18 protein-coding genes are annotated in these 16,129 nt (G+C 42.2%); 13 read left to right on the top strand and 5 right to left on the bottom strand.

The window, feature by feature from the left end; translation table 11 throughout:
* Nucleotides 1–136: 136 nt before the first annotated feature.
* The gene (locus NL626_RS05720) at nt 137–511 is read right to left on the bottom strand and encodes a YgiW/YdeI family stress tolerance OB fold protein (protein WP_213866338.1); all 375 of its coding nucleotides are present in this window, start codon (nt 509–511) and stop codon (nt 137–139) included.
* A 155-nt stretch (nt 512–666) separates the two neighbouring features.
* Between NL626_RS05720 and NL626_RS05715 the strand changes: the two genes are divergently transcribed.
* From NL626_RS05715 to modC, 4 genes are all read left to right on the top strand, one after another.
* Nucleotides 667–2,118: a cobyric acid synthase gene (locus tag NL626_RS05715; protein WP_253657097.1), complete on the top strand. Its 1,452-nt coding sequence runs from the start codon at nt 667–669 to the stop codon at nt 2,116–2,118.
* Nucleotides 2,119–2,187: 69 nt separating this feature from the next.
* Nucleotides 2,188–2,943 (top strand): molybdate ABC transporter substrate-binding protein, encoded by a 756-nt coding sequence (gene modA / locus NL626_RS05710; protein WP_253657096.1) that lies wholly within the window; start codon nt 2,188–2,190, stop codon nt 2,941–2,943.
* A 27-nt stretch (nt 2,944–2,970) separates the two neighbouring features.
* Nucleotides 2,971–3,660 carry a molybdate ABC transporter permease subunit gene (gene modB, locus NL626_RS05705; RefSeq protein ID WP_042520927.1) on the top strand — a complete coding sequence of 230 codons (690 nt, stop codon included), beginning with the start codon at nt 2,971–2,973 and terminating at the stop codon, nt 3,658–3,660.
* The gene (modC, locus tag NL626_RS05700) at nt 3,657–4,763 is read left to right on the top strand and encodes a molybdenum ABC transporter ATP-binding protein ModC (RefSeq protein ID WP_005388041.1); all 1,107 of its coding nucleotides are present in this window, start codon (nt 3,657–3,659) and stop codon (nt 4,761–4,763) included. The genes modB and modC overlap by 4 nt, the downstream gene beginning before the upstream one ends.
* Before the next feature lie 76 nt (nt 4,764–4,839).
* On the opposite strand, the gene NL626_RS05695 is transcribed toward modC, so the two are convergent.
* Nucleotides 4,840–5,277: a DUF3069 domain-containing protein gene (locus NL626_RS05695; RefSeq protein WP_005376232.1), complete on the bottom strand. Its 438-nt coding sequence runs from the start codon at nt 5,275–5,277 to the stop codon at nt 4,840–4,842.
* A 273-nt stretch (nt 5,278–5,550) separates the two neighbouring features.
* Here NL626_RS05695 and NL626_RS05690 point away from each other — a divergent pair, with 273 nt between their 5' ends.
* Nucleotides 5,551–6,510, top strand: coding sequence for a diguanylate cyclase (locus NL626_RS05690; RefSeq protein ID WP_005376234.1), 960 nt, complete (start codon nt 5,551–5,553; stop codon nt 6,508–6,510).
* Between the two features lie 251 nt (nt 6,511–6,761).
* Here NL626_RS05690 and NL626_RS05685 read toward each other — a convergent pair whose 3' ends face one another.
* On the bottom strand, nt 6,762–8,000 hold the full coding sequence (locus tag NL626_RS05685; RefSeq protein ID WP_248486338.1) for a GGDEF domain-containing protein: 1,239 nt from the start codon (nt 7,998–8,000) through the stop codon (nt 6,762–6,764).
* A gap of 253 nt (nt 8,001–8,253) precedes the next feature.
* Between NL626_RS05685 and NL626_RS05680 the strand changes: the two genes are divergently transcribed.
* From NL626_RS05680 to pntB, 4 genes are all read left to right on the top strand, one after another.
* Entirely contained in the window at nt 8,254–8,622 is a 369-nt protein-coding gene (locus NL626_RS05680) for a late competence development ComFB family protein (protein WP_005376241.1), read from the top strand.
* 41 nt (nt 8,623–8,663) lie between these two features.
* Nucleotides 8,664–8,945, top strand: a complete 282-nt coding sequence (locus tag NL626_RS05675; protein ID WP_031781167.1) for an HlyU family transcriptional regulator — start codon at nt 8,664–8,666, stop codon at nt 8,943–8,945.
* A 434-nt stretch (nt 8,946–9,379) separates the two neighbouring features.
* Nucleotides 9,380–10,936: a Re/Si-specific NAD(P)(+) transhydrogenase subunit alpha gene (locus tag NL626_RS05670; protein WP_248486340.1), complete on the top strand. Its 1,557-nt coding sequence runs from the start codon at nt 9,380–9,382 to the stop codon at nt 10,934–10,936.
* Nucleotides 10,937–10,944: 8 nt separating this feature from the next.
* On the top strand, nt 10,945–12,321 hold the full coding sequence (pntB, locus tag NL626_RS05665; RefSeq protein WP_213899940.1) for a Re/Si-specific NAD(P)(+) transhydrogenase subunit beta: 1,377 nt from the start codon (nt 10,945–10,947) through the stop codon (nt 12,319–12,321).
* Between the two features lie 66 nt (nt 12,322–12,387).
* Here the strand turns inward: pntB and NL626_RS05660 are convergent, their stop codons facing one another.
* Together NL626_RS05660 and NL626_RS05655 are read right to left on the bottom strand one after the other, a co-directional pair.
* Complete coding sequence (locus NL626_RS05660) at nt 12,388–13,164, bottom strand: toll/interleukin-1 receptor domain-containing protein (protein ID WP_213965195.1); 777 nt, start codon at nt 13,162–13,164, stop codon at nt 12,388–12,390.
* Nucleotides 13,165–13,245: 81 nt separating this feature from the next.
* Complete coding sequence (locus NL626_RS05655) at nt 13,246–13,554, bottom strand: hypothetical protein (RefSeq protein WP_213965196.1); 309 nt, start codon at nt 13,552–13,554, stop codon at nt 13,246–13,248.
* Between the two features lie 260 nt (nt 13,555–13,814).
* Between NL626_RS05655 and NL626_RS05650 the strand changes: the two genes are divergently transcribed.
* From NL626_RS05650 to NL626_RS05635, 4 genes are all read left to right on the top strand, one after another.
* Complete coding sequence (locus NL626_RS05650; protein WP_213965197.1) at nt 13,815–14,204, top strand: hypothetical protein; 390 nt, start codon at nt 13,815–13,817, stop codon at nt 14,202–14,204.
* A gap of 63 nt (nt 14,205–14,267) precedes the next feature.
* Nucleotides 14,268–14,789, top strand: coding sequence for a hypothetical protein (locus NL626_RS05645; protein WP_253657095.1), 522 nt, complete (start codon nt 14,268–14,270; stop codon nt 14,787–14,789).
* Nucleotides 14,790–14,791: 2 nt separating this feature from the next.
* Nucleotides 14,792–15,154, top strand: coding sequence for a hypothetical protein (locus NL626_RS05640; protein ID WP_253657094.1), 363 nt, complete (start codon nt 14,792–14,794; stop codon nt 15,152–15,154).
* A complete protein-coding gene (locus NL626_RS05635) occupies nt 15,148–16,080 on the top strand; it encodes a hypothetical protein (protein WP_253657093.1) in 933 nt (310 codons plus the stop codon). The genes NL626_RS05640 and NL626_RS05635 overlap by 7 nt, the downstream gene beginning before the upstream one ends.
* Nucleotides 16,081–16,129 lie beyond the last annotated feature (49 nt).

The raw sequence follows: 16,129 nt of genomic DNA, 5'->3' as shown, positions 1-16,129 counted from the left end.
GATTAAAATGAACAAAAAAATGGTCTGCAAAAAGCAGACCAAGATTGATAAAGCTATCATTTTAAGTGCTTGCCGTCACTATTTAGCTGTAATCGTCACTACATCATGTTGATATGCACAGCAATCGGGGTTTGTTTTACAAGACCACGAGTTGTTCGACTTCAATCTCTGGTTTGTTCCCGCCTTCAAATTCGCCAAACAGACGGACTTTAGTCGTGTGATCAATCGGAGTATTTAGCTGAATATCGTCATCGAGTTCGACCATCACTTCACCGGAACCATCGCTAAAGACAAACTTATCCGAGCGAACTTGACGCAATAAGTTACCTTCAACGACCACATCTTTTTCAGTAAACATATTGGAGTCGTTTAGCAAGGCATCCAATTTTTCCACAGTGACAGGACCGTTAAACTGCAAGTTTGATTGGTTTTGAGCGTTATCTTTCGCGAACGCGATAGAAGGAGCAATAGCTAAGGCGGCGATTGTTGCGATAATTGTATTCTTTTTCATGTTACATCCTCATCGGTTTGTTTTGATGGGTTCATTAAAACAGGGCTTGTTTGAACCAATGATGATTTCAACATTCATATTCTATTCATTTGCTTGAGTAAGTGGGGACGATGACGTTATGATTGTTCATCTTCCTCTATTCCTTACAAATGTTCATGAAATCAGCGATCCCATCTTTAATGGTTCAAGGCACCACTTCGGATGCCGGAAAAAGTGTCCTTGTGGCAGGTTTATGCCGTGTATTAGCAAGAAAAGGGATAAATGTTGCCCCATTTAAGCCACAAAACATGGCATTAAATAGTGCGGTAACCAAAGATGGCGGTGAAATAGGTCGAGCACAGGCCGTTCAGGCACAGGCGTGTAATATTGAGTCAACCGTACATATGAATCCGGTTTTAATTAAACCTAACAGTGATACAGGTGCTCAGATCATTTTGCAGGGTAAGGCGATTTCCAATATGGATGCGGCTGGCTTTCATGATTACAAGAAAGTGGCGATGGACACGGTGTTAGATTCCTTCTCTCGTCTGACTCAAGAATTTGATTCGATCATTATCGAGGGCGCGGGGAGTCCTGCTGAAATCAATTTACGAGAAGGCGATATTGCAAACATGGGTTTTGCTGAGGCCGCTGATGTACCAGTGATCATTGTTGCTGATATTGATCGTGGTGGAGTGTTTGCACATTTGTACGGAACACTTGCGTTACTTTCTGAATCTGAACAAGCGCGAGTAAAAGGATTTGTTATCAACCGTTTTCGAGGTGATATTCGCTTATTGCAATCGGGCCTCGATTGGCTAGAAGAAAAAACAGGTAAACCTGTACTTGGTGTACTTCCTTTTCTTCATGGTTTGAATTTAGAAGCAGAAGACGCGATCACTGCGCAGCAAGAGTTGCACTCTGAGGTAAAACTGAATGTTGTTGTGCCTGTTTTAACCCGGATTAGTAATCATACTGATTTTGATGTGCTGCGATTGAATCCAGACATCAATCTACGTTATGTAGGTAAAGGCGAAAAAATAGATAAAGCCGACCTGGTTATTTTGCCTGGGACCAAATCGGTCAGAGACGATCTGGATTATCTAAGAAGCCAGGGGTGGGATAAAGATATCTTGCGTCATATTCGTCTTGGTGGAAAAGTGATTGGTATCTGTGGCGGCTACCAGATGCTTGGAAACTTGATTGATGATCCAAACGGCGTCGAAGGCCAACCAGGTCAAAGCGAAGGACTTGGCTTGCTTGATATCACTACGACGCTAACTAACAGCAAACAGCTTACAAACACACAAGCACAGCTTTCTCTTAACGGCAAAACAGCCAATGTAAAGGGTTATGAAATCCACGTAGGGCGAAGTGAAGTACGGGGCCTGCAACCTCTTACATTCAGTTCCGGTGAAGCGGAGGGGGCGATCAGCGAGTGTGGCCAAATCATGGGAACCTACCTTCACGGGTTCTTTGACGAGGCAGATGTCTTAAGCCTGGTATCAGAATGGGTAAACGGCACCCAAATCAAACAACAAGACTTTGAAGAGTTAAAGGAGCAAGGCATTAATCGCATCGCAGATGCGATAGAACAACATATGCGCCTTGATTTTTTGTTTAAATAGCACATTAACTGATTGAACTTTATATTCAAATAACCTGTTCTTTCGCTTGCCTTGTATTGGAGTATCTCTATGAAAGCATGGAAACAGCATGCTTGCCTTGCGGCAGTATTAAGCATTTCATTTTCAGCAAACGCAGTAACGAACCTAAAAGTGTATGCAGCCTCTTCTATGACGAATGCGATTAACGAGATCGCGCAAAACTTTGAAGAAAAGTATGACGTTTCTATCACTCCCGTTTATGGTGGTTCTTCTTCTATCGCTCGACAAATTATCAATGGCGCACCAGCGGATGTATTCATTTCTGCGAACACGAAATGGATGGATTATTTGGTCGATAAAAATGTCATTTATCGTGACAATGTCACAAATTTAGTGCGCAATAGCTTAGTGTTGATTGCTCCTCAGTCTTCAGAATTAACCTCATTTAACTTTTCTGATGCAAAGGCATGGGAGAAGGCATTGCATGGAAATCGTCTTGCGTTAGGCAATCCGACGTCAGTACCTGCTGGTATGTACGCGAAAGAGTCATTGACTACACTGGGTGTATGGAAAGCGGTTCAAACTCACGTCGCACCAGCAAAGAATGTGCGCTTAGCTTTGGCGTTGGTTGAACGTGGAGAAGCGCCTTTAGGTGTGGTCTACAAAACCGATGCTCAGTTAACTGATAAAGTCAAAATTCTCGGCGAATTTGCGAGTGATACGCATGCGGCTATTGTTTACCCGGCTGCAATTGTGAATGATTCTACTGAGTCGGAGCAGTTCTTCCAGTACCTAAAATCGGACGAAGCCGCACGCGTTTTTGCTCAATATGGCTTTCAGCAATAAACCGGCCTTCAATTATAGGAACGAAGCGTGACAGAACTGGAATACCAAGCCTTAATGTTAAGCCTCAAAGTAGGCGCGTACGCAGTACTTTGGCTGATTCCTCTCGGCGTTTTTCTTGCTTGGCTACTTTCTCGAAAAACGTTCTTTGGTAAATCGATTCTCGATAGCTTAATTCATTTACCACTGGTATTGCCGCCAGTGGTAATCGGCTATTTATTGTTGATTTCTTTAGGACGACAAGGGTTCCTTGGAAAGTGGCTCTATGAAAATTTAGGGGTAGTATTTAGCTTTAATTGGAAAGGGGCAGTAGTCGCTTGTATTGTCGTGGCTTTGCCTTTGATGGTTCGTTCAGTACGCTTAAGCTTAGATAGCGTCGACCCTAAATTGGAGCACGCAGCCTCTACGTTAGGCGCTTCTCCTTTAAAAGTGTTTCTCACCATCACGTTACCACTGACCATTCCCGGAATTATTACGGGCACGATGCTGTCATTTGCTCGTAGTCTTGGCGAATTCGGGGCGACGATCAGTTTCGTCTCTAACATTCCGGGTGAGACCCAAACGATTCCGCTGGCAATGTACAACTTTATTGAAACGCCAGGTGCAGAAATGCAGGCGGCTCGTCTGTGTATCATTTCTATCGCGTTAGCCTTGTCTACATTAATGATCTCGGAATGGCTAAATCGTAAAGCGGCAAGTAGATTGGGTGCGAAGCAATGACGATTAAAGTCCAATTTAAACAAATGCTTGGTGAGACTGACTTCGACATCAAACTTAAGTTACCCTGTAATGGAATTAGTGCCTTGTTTGGACGATCTGGTGCAGGTAAAACGACGTTGATTAACATCATCAGCGGATTGGTCACTCCAAGGCAAGGGTATGTTGCGGTTGGTGAGCATGTTTTGTTTGACAGTGAACAGGGAATCAACCTACCAACGCACAAGCGTGGTATTGGTTATGTGTTTCAGGATTCACGTTTGTTTCCTCACTATTCGGTTCAAGGCAATTTGTTATATGGCGTTAAAGAAAAAGATGACGAGTATTTTGATGCAGTCACCGAACTCTTGTCTATCAAACCGTTACTAAAGCGCTTTCCGGTATCACTTTCTGGTGGTGAAAAGCAACGTGTTGCGATTGCGCGCGCATTGCTATCTAAGCCCAATTTGCTTTTGATGGATGAGCCACTTGCCTCACTCGATATGCCAAGAAAGCGTGAGGTAATGCCTTTTCTCGAGGAGTTGTCGGAGAAGGTAAATATCCCTATTATCTATGTCACACACAGTCTCCAGGAAATTTTAAGGCTTGCTCAGCACCTTGCAATTATTGACCAAGGTAAAATTTCGAGTTCAGGTAAGCTTGAGGAAGTGTGGGCTTCTCATGCTATGCGTCCATGGCAATCTTTCTCAGATCAAAGCAGCTTATTTGAAGGCCGGATTGCTGAACATCATGAACGTTATGCACTGACTTGTATCAGCCTTGCACCTAATGTATTCCTGTGGGTGCAAAAGATTGACGGAACACCAGACACGCCAATACGCTTGCAAGTGCGTGCCAACGACGTTTCTATCACGCTCGAGCAACCCAAGGCGACGTCGATTCGAAATATTTTGCCTGCTATTGTCGATTCCATCGAGGCGTTTAACGCAGCCGATGACAAGCAGAGTATTAATGTATCACTCAAGCTAGACGAGAAATGTTATTTGTGGGCAACGATCACACCGTGGGCCCTTGATGATCTCAACCTAAAAGTTGGTAGCCGTGTTTTTGCACAAATTAAAGGTGTCAGTGTGACACAAAAAGATATGGCACTAGCGCCTCATTAACCGTTTAGACTGATTTACGCTTCATGATCAAAAAAGGCCGCAAAGTGCGGCCTTTGTTACTAGAAGAATGTCGGAATTACTTCGCGAATACTTCTTTGAATTCACGCTTAAGAAGTGGGTCACGACGTGCTTTCTTCAGTTGCTTAACCATGTCTTTCACGCAGTTGTGAAGCACATTATCAAGTAGTTGAGCACGGTATTCTTCTTTATCTTCATCTGTCATGTTTTCTGGCAGATTAAGAGTAGGGAACTCTTCCATCACATTAATACCAGCGAATGCTTGGCCTACAGAAACTAGAGCATGAAACTGTTCAAAGTTGTCTAGAATGTTCTGTGCACTTGCTGGCATTTCGTCCCATGATTCACGTACCGCTTCTTCAGACACTTCATGGATAGAGGTAACCATTTCGAACATTTGCTCTGGAACTTCGTCAAATTCGATAACTTTACGTAGCTCTGGAGAAATGCTGGCTAGATCGATTTTTTTGCTTTCGCTGTTAGTTGCTTCTGACATGGTGTGTCTCTCATTACAAAAAGGCGGGAATATTAATACCAAATGCATCAAATAGCTATACCCATTAGTCCGCAAGATGACCAAAGTGAATGAGTTTGTTGAACTTCTGCTCACAGGCCATGATTAGATAGGGTAACGTTCAGTCTAACTGCTTTATGCAATGGATTCCGTGATATTCAAACAAAAATATAGCACTTAATTATGAGTCGAATGCAACAACTCTATGAGTATGGTATATGTTTAATAAAGACATAATTAAAAATGGAACGCGTTATGCAACCGACAGGGACATCGATGCGAATCCTTCTGGTTGACGATGTTCAGCTAGACAGGATGCAGTTGGCTATTCGTCTAAAGCAACTTGGACATATTGTAAAAGCCGTAGGTAGTGGACTAGAGGCGTTAAATACCTACGAGAGTTTTGATCCGGAACTGGTGTTACTCGATATATCAATGCCAGATATGAACGGTTTTGAAGTCTCTCTTCATATAAGAGAAACGTTTCCGGATTGGATCCCAATTATTTTCTTGAGTAGTCACGAAGAGCCAGAAATGATTGCTAAAGCCATAGACGCGGGCGGTGATGACTATTTAATTAAGCCGGTAGATAAACTGGTACTGAACTCTAAACTTATCGCAATGCAGCGTATTGCTCATATGAGACGAGAGCTTAAACAAGCGACAGCTCAATTAGAGCAAGTTAATCAACTTTTGACTCAACAAGCGAATGAAGATGGCCTAACCAAACTCTATAACCGCCGTTATATCGACCATAAGTTGGAATCGATGGTTGCATGGCATGGCCGTCACAACATGCCAATGGCTTTGATTCTATTGGACGTCGATTTTTTTAAACCGTTTAATGATAATTACGGTCATATTGAAGGCGATCGTTGCTTGCAAGCGATTGCGAATCAACTCAAGGCTACTTTTTGTCGCTCTGGGGAATATGTAGGTCGATATGGTGGAGAAGAGTTTGTCGTGTTGCTAGGGTGTACCGACACTCAAACAGCAGAAAGAGAAGCCGAGCGTATACAAGAGGCTATGTATTTTCTCGATTACCCACATGAGTATTCTAGTGTGTCAAATAGAGTGACAGTGTCACAGGGTGTTTTTGTTTTTCAACCGACAGGGAAAGAAGTGCAATCAGACTTGTATGCAACCGTTGATAAAGCGCTATATACCTCGAAGTCTTTGGGAAGAAACACACATACTTTAGTTAATTCTCTTTAAAAACAAAACCTTATGAACGCCACTCTTTTTGTTGCGTTGTCACTTTTTGGTGGTTATTTTAAAGCTCACTCAAAGTAAGATAGGCAAACAGTGCGAACGGAATGTCGCAATCGGGCGTATACCTTATACCTTTGATTAGATAGATAACATCGGGATAGTGGCAACGATGAGTGCAGTTATTATGCTGATGGGGAAGTTCGGTTTTGTTGTAAACCCAGACAAGCTTGTTAACTTTCACGATTGGTGAGAGTCTAACGAAGCTTTATGCAGTTACGTCCGGCCTTTTTCGCTTTGTAAAGTGCTTCGTCCGCTGATTTAATGACGTCCAGAGGAGCTTGCCCATTCCGGCTATCAGCAACTCCGAAACTTGCGGTAACAAAAACCGACTTTCTTTTCGAACTGTTGCTACCACGACGTTTTTGTCCTTGTTTATGGTTCTCAGGGCGAGATTCTTCATCGCGTAATATCATCTCGTATTCTGCAATCGATTTGCGAGCTTCTTCCAAAAAGTTCTTACATTCGTCAGTGTATTTGCCTTTAAAAACGATGGTAAATTCTTCTCCGCCAAATCGATAAACTTTTGCGCCGCCTGGGGTTTTAGTGAGGCGCGAAGCGACCATTTTTAGAACGTCATCACCAGTATCGTGACCGTAGGTGTCGTTAAACTTTTTAAAATGGTCAACATCAAGCATTGCGATCGTGAACTTCTTACCCATGTGTTTTAGATCGAGATCAAGTGCACGTCTGCTCGGAATCAGCGTTAGGCTATCGGTGAAAGCCAGTTGATGGCTAGCGGAAGCGGCATAAATAATGATAAGCAGCCCTGTTAGCGTAAACATGGTGCTTGATATGTACTGCACATCAAAGAAAATGAACGTCGCAGACGCCAATACCATGGCAGAGTAGGTCATCGCATGGATAATTTCATTCTTCTTTAAAACAAGGATTCCAAGAAAACAGACAATACCCACGCAATATAAAACAAGAATGAAAGGCAGTTTAGAGACCGTCGGTACAATAAATAAAATACCGCTTGTCCATTGTTCAAACCCTCCTTCAACGTAATATGCTAGCGTTAGATAAGACCAAAGAACGAACATTGCTAACATCAAGATGTAAGTCAACATGGCTCTGGAGTCAAAACCTTCTTTACTAAACAAAAATACCGTAAGAAACGAGACAGGAAGTAACGTGGCTAAAATGGTTAGCTCAAGTAAAGCGGTACCACTTTGAAGCGGGACTTGTAGGCGATGCTGTATCACGAAGTAGGCTAGCAACATTGCCATGCACACCATGGACTCTCTGCCTTGCTTAAATGAATAACAAAGGAGTAGCGCACAACCTAATAGTATGTACGGCAAGTTTGCGGCAATGCCCCAGTTTGCCTGAGTCATCTGAATAATGCTGTCCATGCCCGAACTCACTATGCCCAGTAGCAAAAAAGGGAATAAGAATCTGAAGCCTGATGAAGTCATTGACGATGAGGACATCTATTACAAACTGCCTGAAAATAGTTGACTATATAATTGGTTAGGTAAATCGTTTTATCAATATGGATATTTATCCGTTATTGAATTTCGAACTTTGAGAACTAGCAAGAATACGTCTATTTGTTCCTTTTCCCAAGTATTTTGGAAGACATTACGGCAAAAAGAGAGAGATTGATTAAATTAAGAGCAATCAATAAGTTGTTATAAACAAGTCGTTGCTATACTCATTTCATAGGAAAAAGGAGATTTACAGATGCAGATAAGCTCAGATGTGCACAATTACATGGAAACATTAGTAGGCCAGGTTCTCAGTTTGCCCGAATTTTTAGAACAGTATGACAACGAACAGTTAGCCGATATTGCTTGCCTTGCGCTTATCCAGCTCAAGCCTGTCTATATCCGTCATGATATTGATTTTTTGTCTTCACTTCCTGAACAAAAATTAAGCCAGTTTAAGCAAAGCGCGGATATAGCGGTGAAAAACGCCGCAGAAATGGTGAAAGAAGACAGGCGTAAAAACCGAGAGTATGATGTGCCTGTAATTTTTTCCCATACTAGTTATGATGATGACAAAGAGTTGGATTGGTATGAAAAACCGATCCTTAACGTTAATATTAAGTAAGAGTCGCTCAGTTGACTAGTGAGCTGACCCAAGGAGGAATCGTGGGATTTTTTTCGCGTTTGTTTGGTGGTAGTGAGAAAACCGCTGAAGCTAAAACTATCGAGCCAGTTGAGTATAAAGGTTTCTTTATTTACCCAGAGAGCCTTTCAGAGGGCGGACAATATCGCATCGCTGGTCGAATAGAAAAGCATGACAATGATGAAGTGAAAACACATCGGTTTATTCGCTCCGATTTACTTGGCTCAGAGCAAGATGCCAATGACCTAATGTTGAAGAAATCTCAAATGTTTATTGATCAAATGGGCGATAAAATCTTCAACTAGCAATTTACTGCAATTTGATTCCAGTCATCTTAAAAAGAGCCATTAGTGTATATGCTAGTGGCTCTTTCTTTTTAACGCTTAAATCTCTGTTAAGTCAGTATTTAATCGTTACCTGGTTAGACCTCAGTCTAGTACGGTGTTGCGTTGTTATTTTTCGAGCACAGAGCGACAATCATTCATTACTTAGCGTTATATGTAATGAAATTTAGTATTTAAATTACAAAAGACTTGAAGTAATGAGACGCGTTCGATACAAACAGAATAATAACAGGGCTGTTAGTCAAGGTGTTATTGTGCAAATGGGTGTCCCCAAACATCATCTTTCGTTTGCAATTGTCTTGCGTGGTAAACAGATAGAAATAAAAAAGAATTAGAGTAGAGCGACGCTCTGTTTTGGGACTAATTTATTGATATGTATACAAGGAGTATGCGTTTTGCAAATCGGTGTACCTAAAGAGATACTCGCGGGTGAATCGCGAGTGGCTGCATCGCCGAAGTCGGTTGAGCAGTTAATAAAATTGGGATTCGATGTCGCGATTGAATCCCAAGCGGGGGTGCTAGCGAGTTTCGATGATGCCGCTTATGAAGCAGCTGGTGCGAAAATCGTTTCTAGTGAAGAAGTTTGGGTATCTGGCCTTATTTTAAAAGTTAATGCGCCAATTGTGGATGATGAGCAAGGCATTGACGAAATTGCGTTACTGCAAGATGGAGCAACACTGGTTAGCTTTATTTGGCCGGCTCAAAATGCTGAGTTGATGGAACAACTTTCAAGTAAGAACATTAACGTTCTTGCCATGGATTCCGTTCCTCGTATCTCACGTGCACAAGCCTTAGACGCGCTATCTTCGATGGCTAATATCGCTGGTTATCGTGCAGTGGTTGAGGCAGCTCATGAGTTTGGTCGTTTCTTTACAGGTCAAATTACGGCTGCCGGTAAAGTGCCTCCAGCGAAAGTATTGGTTGCGGGTGCTGGCGTCGCTGGCTTGGCGGCTATCGGTGCTGCAGGTAGCTTAGGTGCCATTGTCCGTGCGTTTGACGTCCGCCCAGAAGTAAAAGAGCAAGTTGAATCGATGGGCGCTGAGTTCCTGACCGTTGACTTTCAAGAGGAGTCAGGCTCCGGGGATGGCTACGCAAAAGAAATGTCTGATGACTTCAACAAAAAAGCGGCAGAGTTATACGCAGAGCAAGCTAAAGATGTTGATATCATTATTACGACCGCGCTCATCCCTGGTAAACCTGCGCCGAAGTTGATCACCAAAGAAATGGTCGACAGCATGAAAGCGGGCAGTGTTATTGTCGATTTGGCAGCTGCTAATGGCGGTAACTGTGAATATACAGTGAAAGACCAAGTTATCATGACGGATAACGGCGTAAAAATTGTTGGTTACACTGACATGGTTGGTCGTTTGCCAACACAATCTTCTCAGCTTTACGCGACAAACCTTGTCAATCTTCTAAAACTGTTGTGTAAAGAGAAAGATGGCAACATCAATATTGATTTTGAAGATGTTGTTATCCGTGGCGTTACCGTGGTGAAAGAAGGTGAAGTTACTTGGCCAGCGCCACCAATTCAGGTTTCAGCTCAGCCGCAAGTGAAACAAGAACAGCCTGTGAAGCCAGAGCCTAAAGTAGAAGAACCTACGTCTCCAACGAAGAAAGTTATTGGTGTGGCAGCGGCTGTTGGAGCCTTTGCATGGGTAGCATCGGTTGCTCCGGCAGCGTTTCTTTCTCACTTTACTGTATTTGTTCTAGCGTGTGTTGTCGGATACTACGTAGTATGGAATGTTACTCATGCACTTCATACACCACTAATGTCAGTAACGAATGCTATCTCTGGCATTATTGTCGTTGGTGCATTACTGCAAATTGGACAAGGTAATGGCGTCGTTTCATTCCTATCTTTTATTGCCGTATTGATCGCGAGTATCAATATCTTCGGTGGTTTCACCGTCACCAAGCGTATGCTTGAAATGTTCCGCAAAGATAAATAGGAGTCACAATGTCTGCAGGATTAGTACAAGCAGCTTACATTGTTGCTGCATTATTTTTCATCATGAGTTTGGCGGGGCTTTCAAAGCAAGAGTCTGCTCGTAATGGTAACTACTACGGTATCGCTGGTATGACGATTGCGCTGATAGCGACGATCTTTAGCCCAGATGCTCAAGGTTTTGGTTGGATCATTATCGCGATGGCGATAGGTGGTGCGATCGGTATTTTCTATGCGAAGAAAGTAGAAATGACCGAGATGCCAGAACTGGTTGCGATTCTACACAGCTTTGTAGGTTTAGCTGCGGTTTTAGTTGGCTACAACAGCTACCTAGATGCGCCAGAAGCAGCAACACATGCTGAGCATGTTATCCACCTTGTAGAAGTATTCTTGGGTGTGTTCATCGGTGCCGTAACTTTCACCGGTTCAATTGTCGCATTTGGTAAGCTGCGTGGTGTGATTTCTTCGTCGCCACTTAACCTGCCCCATAAGCACAAAATGAACCTCGCAGCGGTTGTTATCTCTACGCTTCTTATGATCTACTTCGTAAAAGCAGATGGCAGCATGTTCGCTCTTATTGTGATGACTTTGATCGCGTTCGCATTCGGCTACCATTTAGTCGCTTCAATCGGTGGTGCTGATATGCCAGTTGTTGTCTCTATGTTGAACTCATACTCAGGTTGGGCAGCAGCGGCAGCAGGTTTCATGCTAGCAAATGATCTATTGATTGTAACAGGTGCTTTGGTAGGTTCATCAGGTGCGATTCTTTCTTACATCATGTGTAAAGCAATGAACCGTTCGTTTATCAGTGTTATTGCCGGTGGTTTTGGTCAAGAGATAGTGATTTCAGGTGACGAAGAGCAGGGCGAATATCGTGAAACAACGGCTGAAGAAGTTGCAGAGATGTTGAAGAACTCAAAATCAGTAATCATCACTCCAGGATATGGCATGGCAGTAGCTCAGGCACAATACCCTGTTCATGAAATTACTGATGTACTTCGTTCACAAGGTATTGAAGTTCGCTTTGGGATTCACCCAGTAGCGGGTCGTCTACCGGGGCATATGAATGTGTTACTCGCTGAAGCAAAAGTACCGTATGATATCGTTCTTGAAATGGATGAAATCAATGATGACTTTGCAGAAACCGATACCGTATTGGTTATCGGTGCTAACGATACGGTCAACCCAGCCGCACTGGAAGATCCGAACAGCCCAATCGCTGGTATGCCCGTATTGGAGGTATGGAACGCGAAAAACGTAGTGGTATTCAAGCGCTCAATGAATACTGGTTACGCAGGAGTACAGAACCCACTGTTCTTCAAAGAAAATACATCAATGCTATTTGGTGATGCGAAAGTCAAAACTAGTGAGATATTAGATCATCTTTAGATGGGTTGATTTAATACAATAAAGACAAAAGAGAGCTTCGGCTCTCTTTTTTGTTCTAGTAAGCAATCATTGTTCGATAACCCAGCCATTATCAATTGCGAGTAGCTTTGCCTTGTTTGTTAGTTTGTAGCCATTGATAGTTCGTCTACTCTTGTTGTTAAACCAACTGCAACCTTTAATCATCCCTTGTTCAAAAAGGCTAGCTACGTAAGTTTCCGCGAATATCTTTGAACACCCCAGTGCGTCATGTAGTTGCGAAAATGCAAATCTCTCGTGACCATTCTCATATCGTTCGACCATCCATTTGAGTAATAGCATTTTTTTGTCGATTTGGCTTTCGGCTGGCTTTGACTGTGCCGTTTGATATGGATTACTACCAAGTTCTGGCTTCTTGTACAACGGACTACCGTGAATTTCACGCATCAGTTCGTCAATAACAGACTCGAAAGCGTTATCATTTGAAAAGTCATAGTAAAGCTTTGTCTTTAGAAAAGTAGGGACGTGTCTTGTACCTTTTTGTCGAATTATCGGTATGATTTTATTGTCATCAATACTCGTCATTAGAGATGATGTGACAATCATTTTTTCATATCCGACTCCACCAGTACCTTTGTTTGCTTTATCTACATAAGTTTGAGTACACACCATTACTACTCGGTCAACTTCTGCCAACTGAGTTTCCATGAAATGGGGTAAATCGGTACCACCACCAACCCCCCATGCATCTATGCGAGCATCTATACCTGCGTATACCAATCGTGTCGCAAGATCTAGCACCCATTGTTTATGTTCAGCACTGTCATGTGAGTACGACAGAAATACTTTTGGTACCTTTGTGTTCATTGTAATCTCCGTAAGATCGGCTGCATTCAAAAATGAGAACCCATGACTATAGTCTCAATGGCAATATCTTAATTGAGTTTATTATTCACAAAGGTAAGCATCCATCATTACAGTTGCTGCGTTGCCGTTGGCTGTAACCTCAGAGTCTACTATGACTGCTGAGTTTGCTCCGATTCTTACTGCTTCTTCTGCGGCATTTAGCCTTGCTAATTCTATATTCCGATCAACAGTCAAACTCATGACTTCAGTACCAGAAACACTTCCAATAAAACTACATTGTTCTGCCATCGTTTGATTGATCACTCTAACTGGTAAATTTGTACCAGCCGAACTAGATGAACAACCGACAATCAACGAACAAATTAGAGGCGGTAAACAATTTTTAAACATATTAAAGTCCCTGATTGCAATGTGTTTAGTGTCATATTGATTTTAATACAAGTAGAAAAAATTTACATCGGCCACCCCACGTAACTATGCATAACCGAAAACAATATCAATCTCTCTTAGTCATTTCTTAACCCTAACCTCATTTATTGACTTAGCTATTAAAAATAGTTGTTATCGTTGATGTATATACGCTTATTGTATTAAAGTGTACGATAATCGAAGTTTTTGATTTTATAGTAGTAACAATAGAGAGAGAAAGAATGAGCTATTCGGTAGACGTATACTACAACGCAAACGAAACAGTACTAGGCTTGGTACAAAAGCACGTAGAAGAGAAATACAACGTTGAAACGACAACGTGTAAAGGTTTTTTGTTCTTGAAAAGCAACGACGACGAACTATTCGACACAGTAGTGAAAGAACTTGAAGGCGGCGAACACCCGTACGCAAGTCACGGTCACTACAGCTTTGCAGCAGAAACGACACTAGACTTTGTGAACGGTGAAATCTCTGAAGCAGAGCTTGAAGAAGCACTTGCACAAGAGTGGGACTTAGAAGCAGAGCAAGCAGGTTTGCAAAAAATGCGCGACCTTGTAGCTGCGAACCCTGAACTTCAAGCGAAAGTAACAGAGATTGTGAACAGCAAGTAAGCTACGCAGAACAGAAAAGCAGCCTTCGGGCTGCTTTTCAGGTTTGAACAGAAGAGATGCCAAATGGAAGCAAAAGAAGAGAGCAAACAGTCTGATTTGAGCGTATTAGAACAACTTGAACACCTAGAAGACGTTCTTCAAGACACACAGGAAAAGATCGATTCGTTACTGAAGCAAGCGCAAGACGATGTATTAAAACAGTTCAAAATCGATGCTGAGAAATGTCGAATTACAAACGAACAGATAGCTGAAGCGTTCGGTATTCGAATCGCTAAAGAGAATCAAGTTACAGAACTGAACCCAGAAACACCAAAACAGCCACAAGAACCGAAGTTTTATTACGAAGATTATATCTTGAGAACAATTAACGCAAATACGCTCAAGAAAGAGCCGTGGCGTGATCTGTACTTGTCGGGTGAGATCAACAAGTACCGCGTCGCTTACGCTAAGTTTCTTGGTGGTCGAAAAGGTATCGATGAAAAATGGGATATTGTTTACAAAGACTCAAAAGAGCCGAAACCTGATTGGGCGATAGGTGATGAGAACAATGTAAACGAATTACCCGCTGGCAAGTACAAGGTGTAGATATGCTGATAACGAGTAAATTAGCCGATTTTATTATCGCACATGACGTACAAAACTTTGATGTACGTGGCAATAAGCTCATTCTTGATAACACGTATTTGAGTGACGATTACGCAACAATAAACATCGAAGTAGAATTTCACGGCGAGATAGGTATGCCAGATGGACACTACGTACTGCCTAACTTTCCAGATTTAGTGAATCTTCTAATGGGTAGAAACTTTCGCTTATCGAGTCACAAGCAAGTCTTCACCCCATGCTTAGGCAAAGTCGATGCTGAGAATAATGTGATCAAATACGAAACAGAACACGGCATATTTACGCAAGAATACTTGTTCAGGGAATTTGAGGAAGAACAGTGCTGATAACAGAAGAACTAGCGAAAGTTGTTTGTAAGCATAAATTTGAATACTTCATAGCCAACGACGGATATCTACAATTCTACAAGAGACCTTCACGTCAACGAGTAAACGACAGTAGCATTCTGTTCACTCTAAAAGTTTATTACGAACACGGCTTAGAGCACGGCGAGTACGTAATCAATGAGTTTGATAGTGTTTGTAAGCAAATTCTTGGTCTTGGCTTCAGTAAACGTTCACGTCATAGACGAACTCAAGCACAGGGTAGGTTTGTCGAACAAGATCAAGCGATCTATTTCGATATCGATGAAAACACTTACAAAGTCAATTGCAAGCTCTGGGAGCGCGGTGATGTCTTTAATTACGGCTATAATATTCCGAAAGATGCTGACGATGATTACATTTGTGAGATAACAAAAGATGATCTCAAAATGGCACGAAAGATGCGCGGTAATCTATGTGCTAATGATCAACGAGTTTATCTGAAATCGGTCAAATTAACGAAACCTAAACGAGAACACAGCAAACAAGTTGTAATCAAAGGTGGGACATTAGATCTATTAGTCGATGGGGTAGAAGAAACGCATACGTTCAAAACAGACATCAAAGCGACTGACGAACTAATCAAGACGATTTACAGTTCCATGCTTGAAGTCGAGCAAGAACTATGTGAAATCGATAGCTACGTTGAATTCGAAGTTGATCCTACTGACTTAGTACCAAGCGATTACACCGTACACGTTGGACGTACAAAAGATGCAGGCGATAATGTAGCTTGTGTGTATTTTTCAAATGGTATCTATGAATACCAGAAATCTTTATCACAAGACCATTATGAGCGCGTATCACGAAAACTGAACCCAGTTGAAGACAAAAGCGGGCTACTTGCTTTTGCTAGTAACGACTCAGACGAAGAAACGACAGCCCCTTAAACGGGGCTTTATTATCGAACTGTACAAACATACAGTATTTGTTATCATG

The organism is Vibrio sp. Y58_MX_L22 (assembly GCF_024181865.1).
GTDB lineage: Bacteria > Pseudomonadota > Gammaproteobacteria > Enterobacterales > Vibrionaceae > Vibrio > Vibrio alginolyticus.
Note: the sequence above shows the minus strand (reverse complement) of the source record. Positions and strands in the feature narration are given on the sequence as shown.